Here is a 20,374-nt window from a genome sequence, read left to right on the forward strand (position 1 = left end):
CCCCACCTCCTCGGCCCGGGGGCCTGGGGAGGCCCCACCTCCTCGGCCCGGGGGCCTGGGGAGGCCCCACCTCCTCGGCCCGGGGGCCTGGGGAGGCCCCACCTCCTCGGCCCGGGGGCCTGGGGAGGCCCCACCTCCTCGGCCCGGGGGCCTGGGGAGGCCCCACCTCCTCGGCCCGGGGGCCTGGGGAGACCCCACCCCCTCGGCCCGGGGGCCTGGGGAGGCGTCGGCTCGAAGGATGCGCCCACGTGTCCGACGACGCGGGCTGCCTCGAAGATCGCCAGGACGGGTCCGGGCTCCGGGTGGCCTGGTACCGTCCCGGCTGGCCAGGTCGATTCGGCCCCCGTACCGAAAGGTTGGAGCAGCATGCCGGACCCCGCCGCGGACGACGCCGCCCGTGAGGCTGCCGCTCGTGACGCCGCCGAGGAGACCTCGGCCCTGTCGCATCCGGCCGTCGCTCCCGACGCCACCGCCGCGTACGGCGAGCACCCCGACCAGAAGGTCGACTTCTACGCCCCGCGCGGTGGCGAGGACCCGGCGCCGCTGGTGGTGCTGCTGCACGGCGGGGCCTGGCGGGCGCCGTACGGGCGGCTGCATGTGACCCCGCTCGCCGACTTCCTCGCCCGGCGCGGCCTCGCCGTCGCCAACGTCGAGTACCGCAGGGGCGCGGCGCTCCCCCAGCAGCGGGAAGCCGATGCCGTCGGGGGGCCGGTGGCCGGGCGCTGGCCGGACACGTTCGACGACATCGCGGCGGCGATGGACGCGCTGCCCGGGCTGGCCGCCGCCGCGCTGCCGCAGGCGGACCCGCGCCGCACGGTCATCACGGGCCACTCCGCGGGCGGCCACCTCGCGCTGTGGGCCGCCGCCCGGCATGTGCTGCCCGCCGACGCACCGGCCGGCTGGCGGCTCCCCGGCCCGCCCGGGCTGCGCGGGGTCGTCGCGCTCGCCCCCGTAGCGGATCTGCGGCGGGCGGCCGAGCTGGATGTGTGCGGTGGGGCGGTGCACCAGCTCCTGGGCCAGGACGATCAGTTCGATGAGCGCCTGACCTGCGCGGACCCCGCCTTGCTGCTGCCCACCGGCATTGCGACGACCATCGTCCACGGCCGCGCCGACACCGTCGTGCCCCCGGCTGTCGCCGAGGCGTACGCCGACGCCGCGGCGAAGGCGGGTGAGCCGGTCGGCTTCACGCTCCTCGCGGACGTCGGGCACTTCCCGCTGATCGATCCGGCGTCGGACGCCTGCGCCGTGGTGGCGGAGGAGATCGCCCAGCTCGCCTGGTGATCCGTGAGTCGGCCGCGTAGTACCTGGGACGGATACCGAAGTATCCGCATCGCAGGTGACGACCCCGCCCGCGCATCCCCGTACCTTGGCTGACGTGACCGATTCGCAGACCACCCAGCGCATACCGGGCCCCGAGGCCGGGACGAAGAGCGCTGGAGACCGCAGCCCCGAGCTCCGCCTGGCCATGGGCCTGCTCCAAGGGCTACGCGACGACCTCGCCCACGATGTCCTCGCCTACCGACCGCTTCCGCCGCTCGGCAAGGACGGGCCCGTGATCCGCCGTCTCCCGGGCCGGCTGCGCGACGGGGCGGTCTGGATCCGGCACGCGCTCGTGGCCTTCGCCGCGTTCATCGTGCTGACCGCCGGATACACGGTGGCCGCGAGCCCCTACGACGGCCGCAGCGACGTAGGCGCGCTGCTGCTCGTCGTACCCGTCGCGGCGGTGTTGCTGACGCTGGTGAGGCCCGTCGCCGCGTTCTGGCTGTCGCTGCTGTCCACCCCGTTCGTCTCCGTGCTCGTGTCGGGCTGGGAGGACTGGCCCTGGTCGGTGCCGTGCTTCATCGCCCATCTGACGGTGCTCACCGTGGTCGCCGCCCGGACCCGGCCCCGCGCCGCCGCATGGATGTGGCTGCTGACGGCCGTGTACGGGGCGTTCGCCGGCGCCCTGCTGCACGACAACACCTACTACGGCTCGAACACCCCGGTGATGCTGACGCTCTCCGCGATGTCCCTGCTCGTCATGACCGTGTCGTACGTCCGCCGCGAGGCCCGCGAAGAGGTCGCCGTACAGCAGAGCGTCACCGCCGTCGAACGCGACCGGCGCACCCTGCTGGAGGAGCGCACCACCATCGCCCGCGAGCTGCACGATGTGGTGGCGCACCACATGTCGGTGGTCGCCATCCAGGCGGAGGCCGCGCCCTACCGGGTGGAGAACCCGCCCCCGGAGCTGGAGCAGGCCTTTGCCACCATCCGCGAGAACGCGGTGGCCGCGCTCACCGAGCTGCGCCGGGTGCTCGGCGTCGTACGGGCCGAGGACTACGAAGCCCCCGACGCCCCGCAGCCGACCCTCGCCGACCTCGACGGTCTGCTCCGCAACGTCCGGGACGCGGGCCTCGAGGTGGGTCTGGCGATCACCGGCGCGGTGCGCGAGCTGCCGCAGGGCGTGGAGCTCTCGGCGTACCGGATCGTCCAGGAGGCTCTCAGCAACGTGCTCCGGCACGCGCCGGGTGCGTCGGCCAGGGTCGAGGTCTCGTACGTGCTCGGCGGCCTGGGTCTGCGGATTCTGAACGGCCCGGCCGACCAGCTGAGCATGCCGTCACCGGGCTCGGGCCACGGTCTCACCGGTATGCGGGAACGCGTGACCATGCTGAACGGTGAGATGACGGCCGGACCCGCCGATGACGGCGGTTACGAGGTCGTCGCATACCTCCCCGTCGCGAAGGACGAGACCGCATGACCGGCACCACTGACATCCGTGTGCTGATCGTGGACGACCAGGCGATGGTCCGCGAGGGCTTCTCCGTGCTGCTGAACGCGATGCCCGGCATCGAGGTCATCGGCGAGGCGGTCAACGGCCGCCAGGCGGTCGTCCAAGTCGCGGCCCTGCGCCCGGACGTGGTCCTGATGGACATCCGGATGCCGGAACTCAACGGCATCGAGGCCACCCGCGAGATCGTGGCGGCGGACTCCGATGCCAAGGTGCTGGTCCTCACCACCTTCGACCTCGACGAGTACGTCTACCAGGCCCTGCGCGCCGGGGCCTCCGGCTTCCTGCTCAAGGACGCCTCGGCACGCCAGCTCGCGGACGGCGTACGTGTCGTGGCGGCGGGTGAGGCGCTGCTCGCCCCGACGGTCACCCGCCGCCTGATCACCGAGTTCTCCCGGATCTCCACCTCGCCCCGGCTCCCGGCCATGGCCCAGATCGGCGATCTGACGGAACGCGAGACGGAAGTGCTGGTACTGATCGCGCAGGGTCTGTCGAACGCGGAGATCGCCTCGCACCTGGTGGTCGCGGAGTCCACGATCAAGACGCACGTCAGCCGGATCCTGGTGAAGCTGGGCCTGCGGGACCGCACGCAGGCGGCGGTGTTCGCGTACGAGGCGAGGCTGGTCACGCCGGGATAGGCAGCGGCTGACGAGACGGTGGATTTCCCTCATCCGGGCGATCGTCGGGGGAATGGCCCCGGCAGCGGAACTATCTGCCCATGCTGGCGTGAGCACGGGAAGGAGTGCACCATGACGGTTATGGCAGAGCGCATGTCTCAATTGACGGTGGAAGAGTTCGAGAGGGTCGCCGAATTCACCGCCAAAGAGTCTGACGACGCCGTCAGGTTGGAGTTCATCAACGGGCGCATCGGGGAAAAGCGCGTGCCTGACGGCGATCATGGTGAGATCATGAGCTGGCTTCAGGAGCGCTGCATGCAGGCTGGGGCGGGCATGTGGCTGTTTGGCGAGCAGGGCCTGAAGTTGAGTTCCTACCGCAAGGGTCGGGCCAGGCCGGACGGCTCCCTTGCGCGAAGGGGAACCTTCGCCGGCCAGGGCGAGTGGGCGAACCCGGATGGCGTCCTGATGACCGTCGAGATCACCTCGTACGACAGCGACACCGACAAGCGCGACCGCGAGGACAAGCCCCTCGCATACGCCGATGCCAGCATTCCCGTCTACCTTCTCATCGACCGCGACGACTGCACGCTCACCGTGCACAGCGATCCGGCACCGGAGAGCGGCCGCGGCTACCTCGACGTGCACAAAGTCGCCTTCGGCGCAGGGATCGTGCTCCCCGACCCCGTCGGCATCACCCTCGACACAGAGGTCTTGAAGAACTACGTCCGCTGACCCTAGCGTCCACCCATGGATGCCCCCGCCCCCTCGCCCCACGCCGCTTCCCGGTTCGCCCCCTGGTCCCCGGCCTTCGCCGCCGACCCCTATCCGGCGTACGCGGAGCTGCGCGCCGCGGGGCGGGTCCACTGGTTCGAGCCGACGCGCCAGTGGCTGGTGCCGTGCTACGCGGATGTCGCGGGGCTGCTGCGGGACCGGCGTCTGGGGCGGACGTATCTGCACCGCTTCACCCACGAGGAGTTCGGGCGTACGGCCCCTCCGGCCGCACATGAGCCGTTCCACACGCTGAACGACCACGGGCTGCTGGATCTGGAGGCCCCCGACCACACCCGAATCCGGCGCCTGGTGACCAAGGCGTTCACCCCGAGGACCGTGCAGGCGCTGGAACCCACGGTGCGGCGGCTGGCCGCCGAGCTGGTGGGGCGGCTGGTGAAGGAGGGCGGTGGTGATCTGCTCGCGGAGGTCGCGGAGCCGCTTCCGGTGGCCGTGATCGCGGAGATGCTGGGGATCCCCGCGGGGGACCGTGCCCTGCTGAGGCCCTGGTCGGCGGATATCTGCGGGATGTACGAGCTGAATCCGACCGACGAGACGGCTGCCCGCGCCGTCCGGGCCTCGGTCGAGTTCTCCGCGTATCTGCGGGGGCTGATCGCCGAGCGGCGCAGGACCCCTGGAGAGGATCTGATCTCGGCGCTGATCGCCGCGTACGAGGAGGGCGACCGGCTCAGCGAGCAGGAGATGGTCTCCACCTGTGTGCTGCTGCTGAACGCGGGGCACGAGGCCACCGTCAACACCACGGCGAACGGCTGGTGGACCCTTTTCCGCCACCCGGAGCAGCTCGCCGGACTCCGCGCGGACCACTCCCGGTTGTCCACAGCTGTGGAGGAGCTGATGCGGTACGACACCCCGCTCCAGCTCTTCGAGCGCTGGGTGCTCGACGACATCGAGATCGACGGGACCATCATCCCCCGGGGCTCCGAACTGGCGCTGCTCTTCGGCTCCGCCAATCGCGACCCGGCCCGCTTCGAGCGCCCCGACGCGCTCGACCTCGCCAGGCCCGACAACCCGCATATCTCGTTCGGTGCCGGCATCCACTACTGCCTGGGCGCCCCGCTCGCCCGGATCGAACTGGCCGCGTCCTTCGGGGAGCTGCTGCGCGAGGCACCGGCGATGCGGCTGGCGGCGGAACCGGAGTGGAAGCCGGGGTTCGTGATCAGGGGAGTACGCGAGTTGCTGGTCGAGCTCTGACACTTCTGACGCTCAGCCCTACGAGAGGAGGTCCCGGCGCCGGAAGCTCACCAGGCCCGCCGTCACAAGACCCGCCGCGAGCCCGGTCAGCACCAGCACGGGCGGCCAGTGCATCGCCGGACCCGGCAGCTTCGGCAGGCGCCCGAAGGGGGAGAGGTCCAGCATGGTCTCCGGCAGGTCCAGCGCGGGGCCGATCCAGCCGAGCGCCAGGCAGACCCCCGCCACACCCCAGCCCGCCGCTGTCGCCTTCGGGACGGCCCCGTACAGCACCACGGCCACCCCCGCGACCGTCCACACCGCGGGCACCTGCACGAGCACCGCGCCGAGCAGCGCGGGCAGCCGCCCGCCGTGCCCGGCGGCGAGCCCGACACCGGCGAGCAGCATGATCAGAGCCGAGCCGCCGAAGGCGATGAGCAGATGGCCGGCCAGCCAGCGGATCCGGCCGACCGCGTTCGCGAGCAAGGGTTCCGCGCGCTGTGAGGTCTCCTCGCCGTGGGCTCGCAGCACGGCCCCGACCGTGTACAGCGCGGCGATCATGCCGAACATCCCCGCCATCGTGGCGAGGAAGGCGTCCGTGAGGCCGGACTGCCCGCCCATCCGCTCGAAGATCTCCCTGGCCTGTGTGTTGCCGCCCACGATGCCGGCGGCACCGCTCGCCATCCGGCCGAACACGACTCCGCCGAGCAGGAATCCCGCGCTCCAGCCGATCAGGCCCCCGCGCTGCAATCGCCAGGCGAGCCCGCCCGCCGTCGCGACCGTCCCCGTGCCCGGACCCGGCCGGGTCGGCAGGAAGCTCATGCCGATGTCGCGCCGCCCGGCGAGGGTGTAGGCGACGGCGGCCTGGAGCGAGGCGGCCAGGGTGATGAGCCCGAGCACCCACCACCGTTCGCCGGCGAAGGCGCGCACGTGCTCGGCCCAGCCGATGGGGGACAGCCAGGTCGGTACGGAACCGCCGTCCTCCGTGCCCGCGTCACCGGCCGCGCGCAGCACGAACGCCAGCCCCAGCACCCATACAGTCAGACCCTTGGCGAGCCGTGCGCTCTCGGTCAGCTGGGCGACGATCGCCGCCGTCGTGCCGAAGAGCACGCCCGTCCCGCCGACCGCGAGCCCGAGCGCCAGGGCGCCACCCATGCCCTGATGGGTCGCCAGTCCCGCCGTGATCAGCAGGGCGAGCGCCGCGTTGGCGGCGAGAGCGGTGAGCAGTGCGGCGGTCAGCGGTGCGCGCCGACCCACCACGGCCGATGACAAAAGCTCCTGACGGCCCGTCTCCTCCTCCTCACGGGTGTGGCGTACGACCACGATCAGGCTCATCACGGCGGCCAGCACCGCCGCGAAGGTGCCGAACCGCCAGGCGACGAGCCCGCCGACCGAGTCGCCGAAGACCGGACCGTAAAGCGACCGCATGGAGCTGTTGGCCGTCATCGAACGGGCCAGCTCGGTGCGCGCGGCGTCCGTGTCGTAGAGGGCCGCCAGCGACCCGGCGCCGCTGACCACCATGCCCCCGACGGCGAGGATCCAGAGCGGCAGCACGATCCGGTCGCGGCGCAGGGCGAGCCTGAGCAGCGTCCCGGTCCCGGCCACGGGTGCGAACGCCGTGGCGGTCATCGCGCCACCGCCGCTTCCGCCGGATCTTGCGGCACCTGGTAGTGCCGCAGGAACAACTCCTCCAGCGTGGGCGGGGTGCTGGTCAGCGACCGCACACCCGATCCGGTGAGCGCGCGCAGCACCGCGTCCAGCTTGTCCGTGTCGACCTGGAACCGCACCCGCGGTCCGGTGACCTCGAGGCCGTGCACCCCGGGCAGGTCCGCGAGTCCCTCGGGCGGGCTCGCGAGCTCCGCGCTCACGCTCGTACGCGTCAGATGGCGCAGCTCCGCGAGCGAACCGCTTTCGACGGTCCGGCCCTTGCGGATGATGCTGACCCGGTCGCACAGCGCCTCGACCTCGCTCAGCACATGGCTGGACAGCAGCACGGTCCGGCCGCGTGCGCGCTCCTCGCGGACGCAGTCCTGGAAGACCTCTTCCATCAGTGGGTCGAGGCCGCTCGTCGGCTCGTCCAGGATCAGCAGATCGACATCGGAGGCGAAGGCGGCGACCAGCGCGACCTTCTGCCGGTTGCCCTTGGAGTAGGTGCGCCCCTTCTTCGTCGGGTCAAGCTCGAAGCGCTCGATCAGCTCTCCGCGCCGCGCCCGTTCCCGCCCACCCGTCGCCCGCCGCGCTTCACGCGGTCCCGTCTCGTGCAGCCGTGTGTAGAGGTCGATGACCTCGCCTCCGGAGAGATTGCGCCAGAGGGTCACATCGCCGGGTACGTACGCGACTCGGCGGTGCAGCTCGACGGCGTCCTTCCAGGGGTCCCTGCCGAGGAGGCGGGCAGTGCCCGAGTCGGCCCGCAGCAGTCCGAGCAGCACCCGGATGGTGGTCGACTTGCCCGCGCCGTTGGGCCCGAGGAACCCGTGGACCTCACCGGCCCCGACGGTGAGGTCGAGGCCGTTGAGTGCGTGGGTGCGTCCGAAGGACTTGTGCAGTCCCGCGACTTCGATCGTCATGTTTCGGAACGTACGCTACTTTCACAAAGTTGTGAAGTTAAGGAAGCGTATAAACTGAGGCGGGCAGGGTGAGCAGGGGAGATGATCCGGTGGTGACCGACCAGACCGACGGGACCGACCAGAACGGGCAGACGGATCCGCAGGAGCGCGACCGGCAGGCGGTCTCCGACTTCGTGGAGCGCTTCGCCGCGCAGCTGGTCGAGGCGGGCATGACCCGGATGCCCGCCCGGGTCTTCGCGGCGATTCTCTCCAGCGACGCGGGCGTCATGACCTCGGCCGAGCTGGGTGAGCAGCTCAAGGTCAGCCCCGCCGCGGTCTCCGGAGCGATTCGCTACCTCTCCCAGGTCAACATGGTCTCCCGGGAACGCGAACCCGGCTCCCGCCGCGACCGCTACCGCGTCCACAGCAACCAGTGGTACGAGGCGCTCGCCAACCGTGACAACGTGCTCAAGCGCTGGGAGGGCACCTTCCGCGACGGCGTCGCCAGGCTGGGCGCGAACACCCCGGCCGGGCACAGGCTCGCCGAGACCCTGGAGTTCTTCGAGTTCATGGAGAGCGAGCTGGCGGGGATGATGCGCCGCTGGCGCGAACACCGCGAGCGCGTCTTCGGTGCGTCCTGACTCCGTCCGGCCCTGGCTCCGTTGACCCTGTCGGTCCTCTTGGCCCTGGCGGCTCCTTTGACCCTGCACCTTGTCGAGGGCCCAGAGTCCGGGGTGTGGAGAGCGAGATGCGCAGCATCGGTGAACTGGCCCGCGAAAGCGGCCTGACCATCAGTGCCCTGCGGTTCTACGACCGCGCGGGGGTGCTGGTCCCGGCCCAGGTGGACCCGTTCAGCAGCTACCGGTGGTACGGCCCCGGACAGCTGCACGAGGCCCGGCTGCTTGCCCGGCTGCGCAGGGCGGGTATGCCGCTGACGGACATCAGGCTGGTCCTGGCCGCCTGGGCCGGCGGGGACAACGCTCTGGTGCGGGGGCTGCTCGAGGAGCACCTGCGCCGTCTGGAACGGGGGTTGTCCGAGGCACGCCGCGAGTTCTCCACGGTCCGAGAGCTGATCAGGAACGCCGAGAGCGCCGAGAGCGCCGAGAGCGCCGAGAAAGCGGAGAACCCGATGACCAAACCCGACACTGCCCCTGCCACCGCACACATCGCCCTCTCCATCCCCGCCGCCGAGCTGGCGGGCGCCCTGGACGCCGTACGGTTCGCGGCCGGCTCGGACCCGGCGCTGCCGATGCTCGCCGGTGTGCTGTTCGACATCGAGGGCGGTCGACTGCGGGTCGTGGCCACCGACCGCTATCGCATGGCCGTCGCCGTCGCCGTCGCCCATGCCACGGCCCCCGGACATGGCGCGTCCAGCGCCCGCGTCCAGGCCATGGTCCCGTCCGCGCTGGTGGACGCGATGCGGGCGCTCCTCGGCCGCGGGGACGGGGACGGCGGTGACGCCGCGGCAACTGCCCGGCTCACCGTCGACGGCGAGCGGATCACCCTGGAGACCGCCGACCGCCAGGCGGGTGGCCAGTGCCTCGGCCGGGGGTTCCCCGACTACCGCCGTCTGGTCCGGCTGCCTGCCGGGCGCCGGGTCGAGACCGATACGGCCGGGCTGCGGGCGGCCGTCGAGCACGGGCCCGTCCTCGCGGGCGAGCGCTCGGAGGACGGCGCGTCCTTCGACCTCACCGTCCTCTCAGTGACGGCTGACGGTGCCCTCACGGTGACCGAGGACTGCGAGCACGAGCACCACCCCGCCGACCGCGTCGCCGGCCGTATCGGGGTCAACCGCGACTTCCTGCTCCAGGCCCTGGCGGCCGGGGACCGGGACCGTCTGGTCCTGGAGCTGGGCGGCCCTACGGCACCGCTGGCGATCCGCCGCCTCGACAACGAACACACGTACTCCCTGCTGATGCCGGTACGCATCGGCGAGGACGCGGGCTGACCGAGCACACCGCCTGACGGAGCAGCACCGGAGGTGCGCTACGGCACCCGCTGCGCCGGAAGCGTCAGCGACCAGGCTCCCGCCCGCAGCGTCCAGGTCCGCTTGCGGACCGGTCCCGTGATCCTGGCGTCGGCGCGGTAGCGGAAGTCCGGTCCCGAGACCGTCACCACCTCGGCGAGGATCCGCAGCGGTTCCTCGCCGTTGCGGCGGTGCACGGTGACCTCGGCGGCGCCGTCCCCGGCCCGTACCCGTACGTCTTCGACCGGCTCGTCCAGGTCGTGCAGCAGCACCCCGTCCGCCTCGACGCGCAGCCGCCGGCCACTGGGTCTAGGCGGCGGTACGGGCGGCGGGGTGGGGCTGACGAGGGTGCGCACCAGGGAGCGGCACGCGTCCCAGACCGACGCCGACCCAGGGGCCGCCGTCGCCAGTCGCGACACGGTGGCCGGGATCCTTACCGCCCCGAGCACCACCCCGTCGCTGTCGTCCACCAGGAGGTCCTGCGCCCGCGCCGCTCCGTCCAGCACTGCTCGGGCCGCCGCCACCGTGCTCGTCGGCACCCCGAGTGACCGGGCGAGCTCCACCGATGCCCGGTCCCCGACCGGCACCACCGACAGCGCCTCGTCGGCGAGCCCGCGTGCCCGGTGCAGGGCCGACACCGCGCGCAGCAGCGCGCGGTCGTCCCCGACCACGACGGGCCGCCGAGCGCCCCTGCGTTCCAGGGTCCGGGCGAATTCCCCGGGTCCGTCCGGCAGGCAGATCTTCGCATCTGCCGCCGCACACAGCACATCTTTCGCGATACGAACGGACTCGCCGTCAAAACGGCGGGCGACCGGGTCGATGACCACCAGGAGCTGGTCGTGAGCCGACACCTCGGTCCTTCCTCGGGTAGCATCTTTGTGCAAGAGCCCCTTGCGCTATTGCGCCAGGGGCTTCGTCTATTCCGGGGCAAACACCGGTTGGCGGCTCAGGCCCCCTGACCTTGGACATGCCCCGCCCGGAAGGGGTGTACGCCTGTGCCCGCACTTGTGCTGCTCGGTGCTCAGTGGGGTGACGAAGGCAAGGGAAAGGCCACCGACCTCCTCGGTGGTTCCGTGGACTATGTGGTGCGTTACCAGGGTGGTAACAACGCTGGCCACACTGTGGTGGTCGGCGACCAGAAGTATGCGCTCCACCTCCTCCCTTCCGGAATCCTTTCGCCGGGATGTACCCCGGTCATCGGCAACGGCGTGGTCGTCGACCCTGCCGTCCTGCTCTCCGAGCTGAGCGGGCTGAACGATCGCGGCGTGGACACGTCCAAGCTGCTGATCAGCGGTAACGCGCATCTGATCACCCCGTACAACGTCACCCTCGACAAGGTGACGGAACGGTTCCTCGGTAAGCGCAAGATCGGCACCACCGGCCGCGGCATCGGCCCCACCTATGCCGACAAGATCAACCGCGTCGGTATCCGCGTCCAGGACCTGTACGACGAGTCGATCCTGAGCCAGAAGGTCGAAGCGGCGCTCGAGCAGAAGAACCAGCTGCTCGCCAAGGTCTTCAACCGCCGCGCGATCGAGGCGGACAAGATCGTCGAGGAGATGCTCCAGTACGCGGAGCAGATCAGGCCGTATGTCGCCGACACCACGCTGATCCTCAACGACGCCATCGACGAGGGCAAGGTCGTGTTGTTCGAGGGCGGCCAGGGCACCCTCCTCGACGTGGACCACGGCACGTACCCCTTCGTCACCTCGTCCAACCCGACGGCGGGCGGCGCCTGCACCGGCGCGGGTGTGGGTCCGACGAAGATCAGCCGGGTCATCGGCATCCTCAAGGCGTACACCACCCGTGTCGGCGCCGGTCCGTTCCCGACCGAGCTCTTCGACGAGGACGGCGAGGCGCTGCGCCGCATCGGCGGCGAGCGCGGTGTCACCACCGGCCGTGACCGCCGCTGCGGCTGGTTCGACGCGGTCATCGCGCGCTACGCGACCCGGGTCAACGGTCTGACCGACTTCTTCCTCACCAAGCTGGACGTGCTCACCGGATGGGAGCAGATCCCGGTGTGTGTGGCGTACGAGATCGACGGCCGGCGCGTCGAGGAGCTGCCCTACTCCCAGACGGACTTCCACCACGCGAAGCCGGTCTACGAGTACCTGCCGGGCTGGTCCGAGGACATCACGAAGGCCAAGACCTTCTCGGACCTGCCGAAGAACGCGCAGGCGTACGTGAAGGCGCTGGAGGAGATGTCCGGCGCCCCGATCTCGGCGATCGGTGTCGGCCCTGGCCGTACCGAGACCATCGAGATCAACTCGTTCCTGTAGTCGAGCGCGCTGCGGGCCTGTGGGGCACATGCCCACGGGCCCGCGGCGCGTTTTCGGGCGGTCACTCCAGCGGCGAGGTGCGCTTCCCGATCTTGTCCGTGGTCTCGAGCGGGACGCGGGTCCCGTTCAGGAACAGGCTCAGCATGCTGAACCAGCCGATGGTGGCGATGTACTTGCGGGTGCCGACCTCGCCGTAGGTGTCCAGCATCGACCGGAGTGTCGGGTCGCCGAGCGTGCCGCCGCGCAGCAGCTCCTCCGTGGCCCGCGCGAGCAGGGCGTACTCGTCGTCGAGGCCCTCGACCGGACCGTCCGCGGCGAGCGCCGCGATCTGCTCCACGGTGAGCCCGGCGTTGGCTCCCATCTGGACGTTGGCCTGCCATTCGTAGGGGCAGTCGAGCACGGAGGCGGCGCGCAGAATGATGACCTCGCGGTGCTTGGGATCGATTCCTTCGGTCCCGAAGACCGCCTTCACCATCCCCAGCAGCGCGGGGAACATGTCCTCGGTTCCCGCGAACATCTTGACGACGTTCAGGGCTGTCCCGGGGTCGTAACCGTCGCCGACGACCCGCTCGACGTCGTCATCGCAGGGGAGCGGAACGGAAATGCTGGTCGCGTATGCGGTGGGCATGGCCATGAGTCCATGGTCGCGGTCCTGGCGTACGGGCTCCCGTGGCGAGCCGCCGAATGGGTGGTGGCAGGCCGCCAGCGGTGGCGGGCCGGTGATCATAGACCGTTTCCGTACGCCCTGAACCGGTAATCGCAGTTCTTCTCCGCGGTTCGCACACGGTACGTAGCTTCTTCGTGACGGAACGGGCACGCAGTGTCGAAGCCCGGGCAACGCTTTGACGAGGATGACGAGGAGCAGCACCGGAATGGCAAACGTGGAGGTCTCCCTCAAGGAGACGATGACGATGATCGAGGGCGCCTTAGGGGTCGCGCTCGTCGACTACACCAGCGGAATGGCGCTGGGCACCCTGGGCGGCAGCAAGGACCTCGACCTGTCGGTGGCGGCGGCGGGGAACACCGACGTGATCCGCGCCAAGGTCCGCACCATGGAGCACCTCGGGCTCAACGACGACATCGAGGACGTCCTGATCACCCTCGGCAGTCAGTACCACCTCGTCCGGCTGCTCCGAGGGCGCGGCGGCAACGGCCTGTTCCTCTACCTGGTGCTGGACAAGGGCAACTCCAACCTGGCCATGGCCCGCCACCAGCTCAGGCGCATCGAAGCCGAGCTCGAGGTCTAGCCGACTTCCTCCCCTCCCGGTCTTCGCACACCCAGGACTTGAAAATTTCTTCAAGTCGCCACATAGCCACATCCAGATCAGGGCAAACGCCTGAGTGTGCGAGGCCGGGAGGCTGGAGGATGGTGCGCACGACACCGCCAGGAGTGATTTCGCGATGCAGGTCCCGCTCTACCAGGCAAAGGCCGAGTTCTTCCGCATGCTCGGGCACCCGGTGCGCATTCGGGTTCTGGAACTCCTTCAGCACGGCCCTGTACCCGTACGCGATCTGCTGAACGACATCGAGATCGAACCGTCCAGTCTCTCTCAGCAACTGGCCGTACTGCGCCGCTCCGGGATCGTCGTCTCCATCCGGGACGGCTCCACCGTGAGCTATGCCCTCGCGGGCGGTGACGTCGCCGAACTCCTGCGCGCGGCCCGCCGCATCCTCACCGAACTCCTCGCGGGCCAGACCGAACTCCTGGCGGAACTCCGCCAGGCCGATGTGCCCGGCAGGTGACCACTGCCCTCAGGTGACGGCTGACTTCGCCGACACTCCCACACATGGGCTAATTATCCGATTTTGAGCTTTCCTGATGTTGCGATGTGGCTCTCTTTGTCCCGCGAGAAAGCGAGCTGTGTCGGATGTCTGCGCGTTATGCGATGTCGGCGGTGCTGAGCCGCCACTGGAGGGCCGCTCTGATCGCGGCGGCCGGTTTCGCGACGATGGTCGGTACTTCGACCGTCGCGGTCGTCGCGGGGGCGGGTGCGGCTGAGGCAACCGCACCCTCGCCTGTCGCGGGCGGCGAGGGCGGCAAGGGTGACCATGGCAAGGCTGGCAAGGAAGGCAAGGGCAAGAAGGGCGACCACGACAAGGGCGACAAGGGTGGCCACGAAGGCCAGGGCGGCCACGACGGTGACAAGCGCCATGGCCATGGGGGTGACGGCAAGCGGTTCGTGGAGTGTGACCCGAACGCACTGGTCGCGGCGATTGTCGAGCTGAACGAGGAGAGCGGAGGAGAGCTCGTCCTCGCGAAGCGCTGCACGTACACGCTGACCGACAACCAGGACGGCAACGGTCTCCCGCAGATCACCCAGCCCATCTCCATCCATGGCAACGGCGCGACGATCGCGCGTGCCGCCAACGCGGACCAGTTCCGTATTTTCGCAGTCGCGGCCGGTGGTGACCTGAAGCTCAGCCACCTCACCCTCACCCGGGGCAAGACGGCGGATGACGGCAGTGGGGGTGCCGTGGATGTGTCCGAGGCGGGGCGGCTCACACTCGATCATGTCGATGTCGTGGACAACACGGTCGACGAGATCGAGAACAACAACGGCAACGAGGGCGGCGGTGTCAACACCGCGGGCATCACCACCATCCGCCACAGCGAGTTCCGCGGGAACTCCTCGGATGACGGCGCCGCCGTCTTCAACGAGGACGGGCGGCTGGAGGTCAAGAGCTCCAAGTTCACCCGTAACTTCGCCGATCCGTCCAATGACGGTCTTGCCGCCATCTACACCGACGGCGTGGCGAAGATCAGCGACAGCCTCATCAGCGACAACAACTCCGACTTCGCAGGCGCCATCGAGAACGACGGCCTCCTGGAGCTCGAGAAGAGCGCTGTCATCAACAACGTCGCGGTGGACGGCGCCGGTGCGATCTACGGATCGCTGGCGACCTACATCCGCGACAGTCTCATCAAGGGCAACACCAGCACCCAGGCCAACGCGGGCGGCATCGAGAACGCCGGCTCGATGCTGCTGGACCGCAGCGAGGTCATCAACAACGCCACCGCTGTGAGCAGCCCCATCGGAGGCAGCGGCGGGGGCGGCATCTACATGGACTCCGGCGCGGAGGCCGCGATCCGCGACTCGAAGGTAAGCGGCAACCAGGCTCCCGGCAACGGAGCCCAGGGCGGCGGGATCTTCGTCAGTGAAAACGCCGTCGTCAACCTCACCGACTCGAAGGTGAGCGGCAACATCTCGGACGAGGCTGCCGGAGGTATCCAGAACGAGGGCACTGTCGAGACCCACGGCAAGGTCAAGATCATCGACAACGTGCCCACCAACTGCGACGGAAGCACCAACCCCGTCCCGAACTGTTTCGGCTGACGCAAAGAAAGTGAGGTGTGTCGGATGTCTGCTGTGCGTTGTGTGAAGTCGGCGGTGCTGGGCCGCCATTGGAGGGCTGCTGTGATCGCGGCGGCTGGTTTCGCGACGATGGTCGGTACTTCGACTGTTGCGGTGGTCGCGGGGGCGGGTGCGGCCGAGGCGCACGCGCCGTCGCCTGTCGCGGGCGGTGAGGGCGGCAAGGATGCCGAGGGCAAGGAGAGCAAGAAGGAGAGCAAGGGGGACAAGGGTGGCCACGACAAGGGCAAGGGTGGCCACGACAAGGGTGACAAGGGTGGTCATGAGGGTCGGGGTGAGGACGGGGGTGGAAAGAAGTGGGGTGGCGATCACGAGGATGACGGCAAGGAGTATGTGGAGTGTGACCCGAATGCCCTGGTCGCGGCGCTGGTCGAGTTGAACGAGAATCGTGGTGGGGATCTTGTTCTGGCCAAGGACTGCACGTACACGCTGACGACGAATCTGGACGGCAATGGTCTGCCGCGGATCACTCAGCCGATTTCGATCTTCGGCCATGGGGCCACGATTGCCCGTGCCGCCAACGCGGATCAGTTCCGTCTGTTCGAGGTCGGTCCCGGTGGTGACCTGAAGCTCCGCAAGCTGACCCTCACCCGCGGCAAGGCGGCAGCGGGGGACGAGGGCGGTGCCATCAGGGTGAGCCCCGCAGGGCGGCTGGAGCTCGACGACGTCACGGTCAGGGAGAACGGTACCGACATCCTTGCCGACAACGACGCCGGTGGCCTCCAGAACGACGGCATCGCCACGGTGCGCAACAGCGTCTTCCACCGGAACTCCGGTGAGGACGGCGCCGCCATCGCCAACAACGACGCCAAGATCGAGATCATCGACTCCGAGATCACCGGCAACATCGCCGACCCGGACGACGGCTTCGGCGCCCTCTACAACAGCGGGACCATGAGGGTCCGCGACAGCCTGATCAGCCACAACGACTCCGTTGACGGCGGCGGCGTGCACAACGACGGCGTGCTGGAGATCGAGAACAGCACGATCGCCCACAACTTCGCCGCGGACGACGGTGGCGCCATCGACAGCGACGACGGCCCGCTCTACCTGCGCGACAGCGTCGTCAAGGGCAACACCGCCGCGGTGGACGGCGGAGGGCTCTCCCTCACCGAGCCCGCTTCGGTCGTCGGTTCCGAGATCGTGGACAACGCGCTCACGGCCTCCGAGGCCACCGGTGCCGGTGTGTTCGTGAGCATGGGCGGTGGGGAGGATGCCACCTCGATCCGCGATTCGAAGATCATCGGAAACCAGGCTCCCGGAAACGCGGCCTCTGGGGGTGGCATCTTCAACGTGGAGAACGACGGTGAACTGAGGCTGACCGACGTGAAGGTGGCCAGGAACCTGTCCGACGATCCCGCCGGTGGTGTGAACAACAACGGCACTCTGTTCACCTACGGCAAGGTCAGGATCATCGACAACGTGCCGACCAACTGCGACGGAGGCGGGAGCCCCGTCCCGAACTGCTTCGGCTGAGCACCTGTCCTCAAGTCTCCGCTCTGCAAGCCACCCCTCCGCCCCCGGTGTCCCGCACCGGGTGCGGGCGGGTGTGTGTCGTGCCCTCGGACGACACTCCGAAGTGCCGCTATTGTCTTATTTATCTCTTTTCGTGTGGTTCTATGTAAGACACTTCCGCTCCTTTCGTGCAAGGAGCGTGACGGCTTGTCAGTCAGAAAGAGGGCTACGTCGTGTCTGAATCACAGGGCAAGGGCGCGGGCGAGCCGCCTCGTCCGTGGACGACGGTGCTGAGCCGTCACTGGAAGATCGCCGTTCTCGGTGCGGCCGGTTTCGCCACCGTGGCGGCCACCACGACCATCGCCGCCATCAGGGATGACGAGAAGAGCGAGAAGGCCGAGGCGCGGTCGGCCACAGCCGCCGCGGACGGCAAGGGTCTGCCCGCCGGCGGTGGCGAAGGCGAGGGCGAGGATGGTCACGACAAGGGTGGACAGGGCAGGGGCGGCAAGAAGCACGACGACAAGTACGGCGGCCATCCCGGCGACGATGCGACATATGTGGAGTGTGATCCGAACGACCTGATCGCCAGCCTGGTCGATCTGAACGCGGACAGTGGCGGTGAGCTGGTGCTCGCCAAGGGCTGCACCTACACGCTGACGGTCAACGAGGACGGCAACGGTCTGCCGGTGATCGTCCAGCCGATCACCATCCACGGCAATGGCGCCACCATCCAGCGCGCCGCCAACGCGGACAACTTCCGCTTCTTCGAGGTCGGTGCGGGCGGTGACCTGAAGCTCCGCCACCTCACCCTCACCCGAGGCAAGGCCGCCCCCGACGAGAACGGTGGCGCGCTCAACGTCCATGCCGGGGGTCGCCTCGACCTCGACCGCGTCACCGTGACCCGTAACACCGTCGACGACGTGACGGCCAACAACGAAGACGGGGGCGGTGTCTACAACGAAGGCATCACCACCATCCGCAACAGCACCATCAGCAAGAACCTCAGCGACGACGGTGCAGCAGTCTTCAACGAGGGCGGCAAGCTGGAGATCCACACGTCCAGGGTCACCGGCAACATCTCGGACGAGGCGGACGGATACGGCGCCATCTACAACGAGGACGGCACCGCGAAGATCTCCAAGAGCCTGGTCGGCTACAACTACGGGTACAACGCCGGGGGCGTCTACAGCTCCGGGACGACCGAGGTCGAGGACAGTGCGGTCGTCTACAACCACGGCTCCTTCGGCGGCGGCGTCTACCACGAGTTCGGCACGCTCGCCGTGCGCGACAGCACCATCGCCTACAACACCGCGAGCGCCAACAGCGGCGGCGGTCTCCACCTCGCCGCCTCCGCGGTGATCAAGGGCAGCAAGGTCTACGCCAACGCCGCCACCGCCAGCAATGGCGGCGGTATCTTCACCGACCTGGACGAGGACGAAGCGGTCTCGATCCGGGACACGAAGATCGCCGACAACCAGGCGCCCGGCAACGGGGCCAGGGGCGGCGGCGTCTACGTCGGCGAGGAGGACCAAGTCCGTCTCACCGACGTGAAGGTGACGGGCAACATCTCCGACCTGGAAGCCGGCGGTGTGTACAACCAGGGCACGGTCACCACGTACGGCAAGGTCCGGATCATCGACAACGTGCCGACCAACTGCGAGGGCAGCCCCAGCCCGGTCCCGAACTGCTTCGGCTGACAGAGGCCGTCAGCACCACCTTCACCGCACAGCCCGCCCCAGACCGCCCGCCCCCGGTACCTCTCCCCGGGGGCGGGCGCATGTCCGGGTGTGCGCGCACCCGACGCCGACGGCGACACTCGGAAACGCCGATGCCTATTGTCCTATTTTTAGCTTTTCGTGTGTTTTGATATGACCTACTTTCACCCCCTTCGGAACCCGGGGTGTGACGGCTTGTCACAGGGAAAGAGAGGTACGTCGTATGTCTGAGTCACAGGTGGCGGCGGTGCTGAGCCGTCATTGGAAGATGGCCGTTCTCGCTGCGGCTGGTTTCGCCACGGTGGCGGCCACCACGACGTTCGTCGCGGTCAACCACCGGGAAGCAGTGGCCGGAGCGCGGTCGTCCACCGCGCACGCGGACGGCAAGGGCCTGCCCGCCGGCGGCGGTGGGGACAGCGGGGGCAAGGGCAAGGAAGGTCACGGCAAGGAGGGCGGGGGCGCCCACGACAAGGGCGGCAAGAAGCACGACGACAAGTACGGCGGCCATCACGGCGATGACGCGACGTACGTGAAGTGCGACCCGAACGACCTGATCGCCAACCTGGTCGATCTGAACGCGGACAGCGGTGGTGAGCTGGTCCTCGCGAAGGACTGCACCTACACGCTCACCGTCAACCAGGACGGCAACGGCCTCCCGGTGATCGTCCAGCCGATCACCATCCACGGCAACGGCGCCACCATCCAGCGCGCCGCCGACATCGACCAGTTCCGCTTCTTCCAGGTGGCGGCGGGCGGCGAACTGAAGCTCAGCCACCTCAGCCTCACCCGCGGCGAGACCGCCGAGGACCAGGACGGCGGCGCCATCCAGGTCGACGCCGCGGGACGCCTCACCCTCGATCGCGTCAACCTCGAGGACAACACCGTCGACAGCATCACCGGCGACGACGGTGGAGCCATCAACAACGAGGGCATCACCGACATCCGCCGGAGCACCTTCCGCGGTAACTCCGCCCAGGAGGGTGGCGCCATCCTCAACGACGGCGGCAAGCTCCGAGTCGAGGGCTCAAAGCTCACCCGCAACCTGGCGAACGCCGGCGGCGGCGCCATCGGCAACCGTGCGGGCACTGTCCTCATCACCAAGAGCCTGATCAGCGCCAACCACGCCAACGACGGCGGCGGTCTGAACGCGAGCGGCTTGCTGGAGCTGGAGGACAGCGCCGTCATCGACAACACCGCCGTCAACGCGGGCGGAATCATCAGCTTCGGTGCCCTGTACGTCCGGCACAGCACCGTCAGCGGCAACATCGCGACCGACGGGCCGGGCGGTATCTTCGCCAGCGCCGCGGGAGTGATCGAGGACAGCAAGGTCAACGACAACGCCAACGCGGGTACGTCCGGAACGGGCGGTGGCGTGCGTGCCGACGGCGAGCTGTCCATCCGCCGCAGTGAGGTCGTCGGAAACCAGGCGCCGGGCAACGGAGCCGTCGGCGGGGGTGTCTACGTCAACTCGGGCGCCACGCTCCGTCTCACCGACTCCAAGGTGAAGCGGAACATCTCCGACGAGCCCGCCGGTGGTGTGCACAACCTGGGCACGGTGATCACCTACGGCAAGGTCCGGATCATCGACAACGTGCCGACCAACTGCCAGGCCACCGGGACCAACCCCGTCCCCAACTGCTTCGGCTGACGCCCCGTCCATTCCAGGACCGCCCGCCCCCGGTACCTCTCCCCGGGGGCGGGC

Annotated in this window: 18 protein-coding genes; 14 read left to right on the forward strand and 4 right to left on the reverse strand. The window is 69.3% G+C overall.

The window, feature by feature from the left end; all coding sequences use genetic code 11:
- The first annotated feature begins 366 nt into the window (after window positions 1-366).
- The 5 genes from ACFV6V_RS26420 to ACFV6V_RS26440 all read left to right on the forward strand — a co-directional run bounded on the left by ACFV6V_RS26420 (window position 367) and on the right by ACFV6V_RS26440 (window position 5,364).
- Window positions 367-1,281, forward strand: a complete 915-nt coding sequence (locus tag ACFV6V_RS26420; protein WP_385569597.1) for an alpha/beta hydrolase — start codon at window positions 367-369, stop codon at window positions 1,279-1,281.
- Between the two features lie 85 nt (window positions 1,282-1,366).
- Window positions 1,367-2,737, forward strand: a complete 1,371-nt coding sequence (locus ACFV6V_RS26425) for a sensor histidine kinase (protein ID WP_385569600.1) — start codon at window positions 1,367-1,369, stop codon at window positions 2,735-2,737.
- Window positions 2,734-3,405, forward strand: coding sequence for a response regulator (locus ACFV6V_RS26430; RefSeq protein ID WP_385569603.1), 672 nt, complete (start codon window positions 2,734-2,736; stop codon window positions 3,403-3,405). The genes ACFV6V_RS26425 and ACFV6V_RS26430 overlap by 4 nt, the downstream gene beginning before the upstream one ends.
- Window positions 3,406-3,516: 111 nt before the next feature.
- Window positions 3,517-4,116, forward strand: coding sequence for a Uma2 family endonuclease (locus tag ACFV6V_RS26435; RefSeq protein ID WP_385569606.1), 600 nt, complete (start codon window positions 3,517-3,519; stop codon window positions 4,114-4,116).
- Between the two features lie 15 nt (window positions 4,117-4,131).
- Window positions 4,132-5,364, forward strand: a complete 1,233-nt coding sequence (locus tag ACFV6V_RS26440) for a cytochrome P450 (protein ID WP_385569608.1) — start codon at window positions 4,132-4,134, stop codon at window positions 5,362-5,364.
- A gap of 18 nt (window positions 5,365-5,382) precedes the next feature.
- Here the strand turns inward: ACFV6V_RS26440 and ACFV6V_RS26445 are convergent, their stop codons facing one another.
- Both ACFV6V_RS26445 and ACFV6V_RS26450 read right to left on the reverse strand, forming a co-directional pair.
- On the reverse strand, window positions 5,383-6,969 hold the full coding sequence (locus ACFV6V_RS26445; protein WP_385569611.1) for an ABC transporter permease: 1,587 nt from the start codon (window positions 6,967-6,969) through the stop codon (window positions 5,383-5,385).
- Window positions 6,966-7,907 carry an ATP-binding cassette domain-containing protein gene (locus tag ACFV6V_RS26450; RefSeq protein ID WP_385569614.1) on the reverse strand — a complete coding sequence of 314 codons (942 nt, stop codon included), beginning with the start codon at window positions 7,905-7,907 and terminating at the stop codon, window positions 6,966-6,968. The genes ACFV6V_RS26445 and ACFV6V_RS26450 overlap by 4 nt, the downstream gene beginning before the upstream one ends.
- Window positions 7,908-7,996: 89 nt before the next feature.
- Between ACFV6V_RS26450 and ACFV6V_RS26455 the strand changes: the two genes are divergently transcribed.
- Together ACFV6V_RS26455 and ACFV6V_RS26460 are read left to right on the forward strand one after the other, a co-directional pair.
- On the forward strand, window positions 7,997-8,527 hold the full coding sequence (locus ACFV6V_RS26455; RefSeq protein ID WP_385569701.1) for a GbsR/MarR family transcriptional regulator: 531 nt from the start codon (window positions 7,997-7,999) through the stop codon (window positions 8,525-8,527).
- Window positions 8,528-8,622: 95 nt separating this feature from the next.
- Window positions 8,623-9,834: a MerR family transcriptional regulator gene (locus tag ACFV6V_RS26460; protein WP_385569616.1), complete on the forward strand. Its 1,212-nt coding sequence runs from the start codon at window positions 8,623-8,625 to the stop codon at window positions 9,832-9,834.
- A gap of 38 nt (window positions 9,835-9,872) precedes the next feature.
- Here the strand turns inward: ACFV6V_RS26460 and ACFV6V_RS26465 are convergent, their stop codons facing one another.
- Complete coding sequence (locus ACFV6V_RS26465) at window positions 9,873-10,703, reverse strand: diacylglycerol kinase (RefSeq protein ID WP_385569618.1); 831 nt, start codon at window positions 10,701-10,703, stop codon at window positions 9,873-9,875.
- A gap of 144 nt (window positions 10,704-10,847) precedes the next feature.
- Here ACFV6V_RS26465 and ACFV6V_RS26470 point away from each other — a divergent pair, with 144 nt between their 5' ends.
- A complete protein-coding gene (locus ACFV6V_RS26470) occupies window positions 10,848-12,131 on the forward strand; it encodes an adenylosuccinate synthase (protein ID WP_385569621.1) in 1,284 nt (427 codons plus the stop codon).
- A gap of 61 nt (window positions 12,132-12,192) precedes the next feature.
- Here the strand turns inward: ACFV6V_RS26470 and ACFV6V_RS26475 are convergent, their stop codons facing one another.
- A complete protein-coding gene (locus ACFV6V_RS26475) occupies window positions 12,193-12,765 on the reverse strand; it encodes a carboxymuconolactone decarboxylase family protein (RefSeq protein WP_385569623.1) in 573 nt (190 codons plus the stop codon).
- A gap of 238 nt (window positions 12,766-13,003) precedes the next feature.
- Here ACFV6V_RS26475 and ACFV6V_RS26480 point away from each other — a divergent pair, with 238 nt between their 5' ends.
- From ACFV6V_RS26480 to ACFV6V_RS26505, 6 genes are all read left to right on the forward strand, one after another.
- Entirely contained in the window at window positions 13,004-13,378 is a 375-nt protein-coding gene (locus tag ACFV6V_RS26480; RefSeq protein WP_385569625.1) for a hypothetical protein, read from the forward strand.
- 154 nt (window positions 13,379-13,532) lie between these two features.
- Window positions 13,533-13,874 (forward strand): ArsR/SmtB family transcription factor, encoded by a 342-nt coding sequence (locus ACFV6V_RS26485; RefSeq protein ID WP_385569628.1) that lies wholly within the window; start codon window positions 13,533-13,535, stop codon window positions 13,872-13,874.
- Window positions 13,875-13,999: 125 nt separating this feature from the next.
- Window positions 14,000-15,466, forward strand: coding sequence for a hypothetical protein (locus tag ACFV6V_RS26490; protein ID WP_385569630.1), 1,467 nt, complete (start codon window positions 14,000-14,002; stop codon window positions 15,464-15,466).
- A 24-nt stretch (window positions 15,467-15,490) separates the two neighbouring features.
- On the forward strand, window positions 15,491-16,978 hold the full coding sequence (locus ACFV6V_RS26495) for a right-handed parallel beta-helix repeat-containing protein (protein ID WP_385569633.1): 1,488 nt from the start codon (window positions 15,491-15,493) through the stop codon (window positions 16,976-16,978).
- A 212-nt stretch (window positions 16,979-17,190) separates the two neighbouring features.
- The gene (locus ACFV6V_RS26500) at window positions 17,191-18,654 is read left to right on the forward strand and encodes a hypothetical protein (RefSeq protein ID WP_385569635.1); all 1,464 of its coding nucleotides are present in this window, start codon (window positions 17,191-17,193) and stop codon (window positions 18,652-18,654) included.
- A gap of 241 nt (window positions 18,655-18,895) precedes the next feature.
- Entirely contained in the window at window positions 18,896-20,320 is a 1,425-nt protein-coding gene (locus tag ACFV6V_RS26505; RefSeq protein WP_385569638.1) for a hypothetical protein, read from the forward strand.
- Window positions 20,321-20,374: the final 54 nt, after the last annotated feature.

It is taken from the genome of Streptomyces sp. NPDC059828 (assembly GCF_042731955.1).
In the GTDB taxonomy this organism is placed as follows: domain Bacteria; phylum Actinomycetota; class Actinomycetes; order Streptomycetales; family Streptomycetaceae; genus Streptomyces.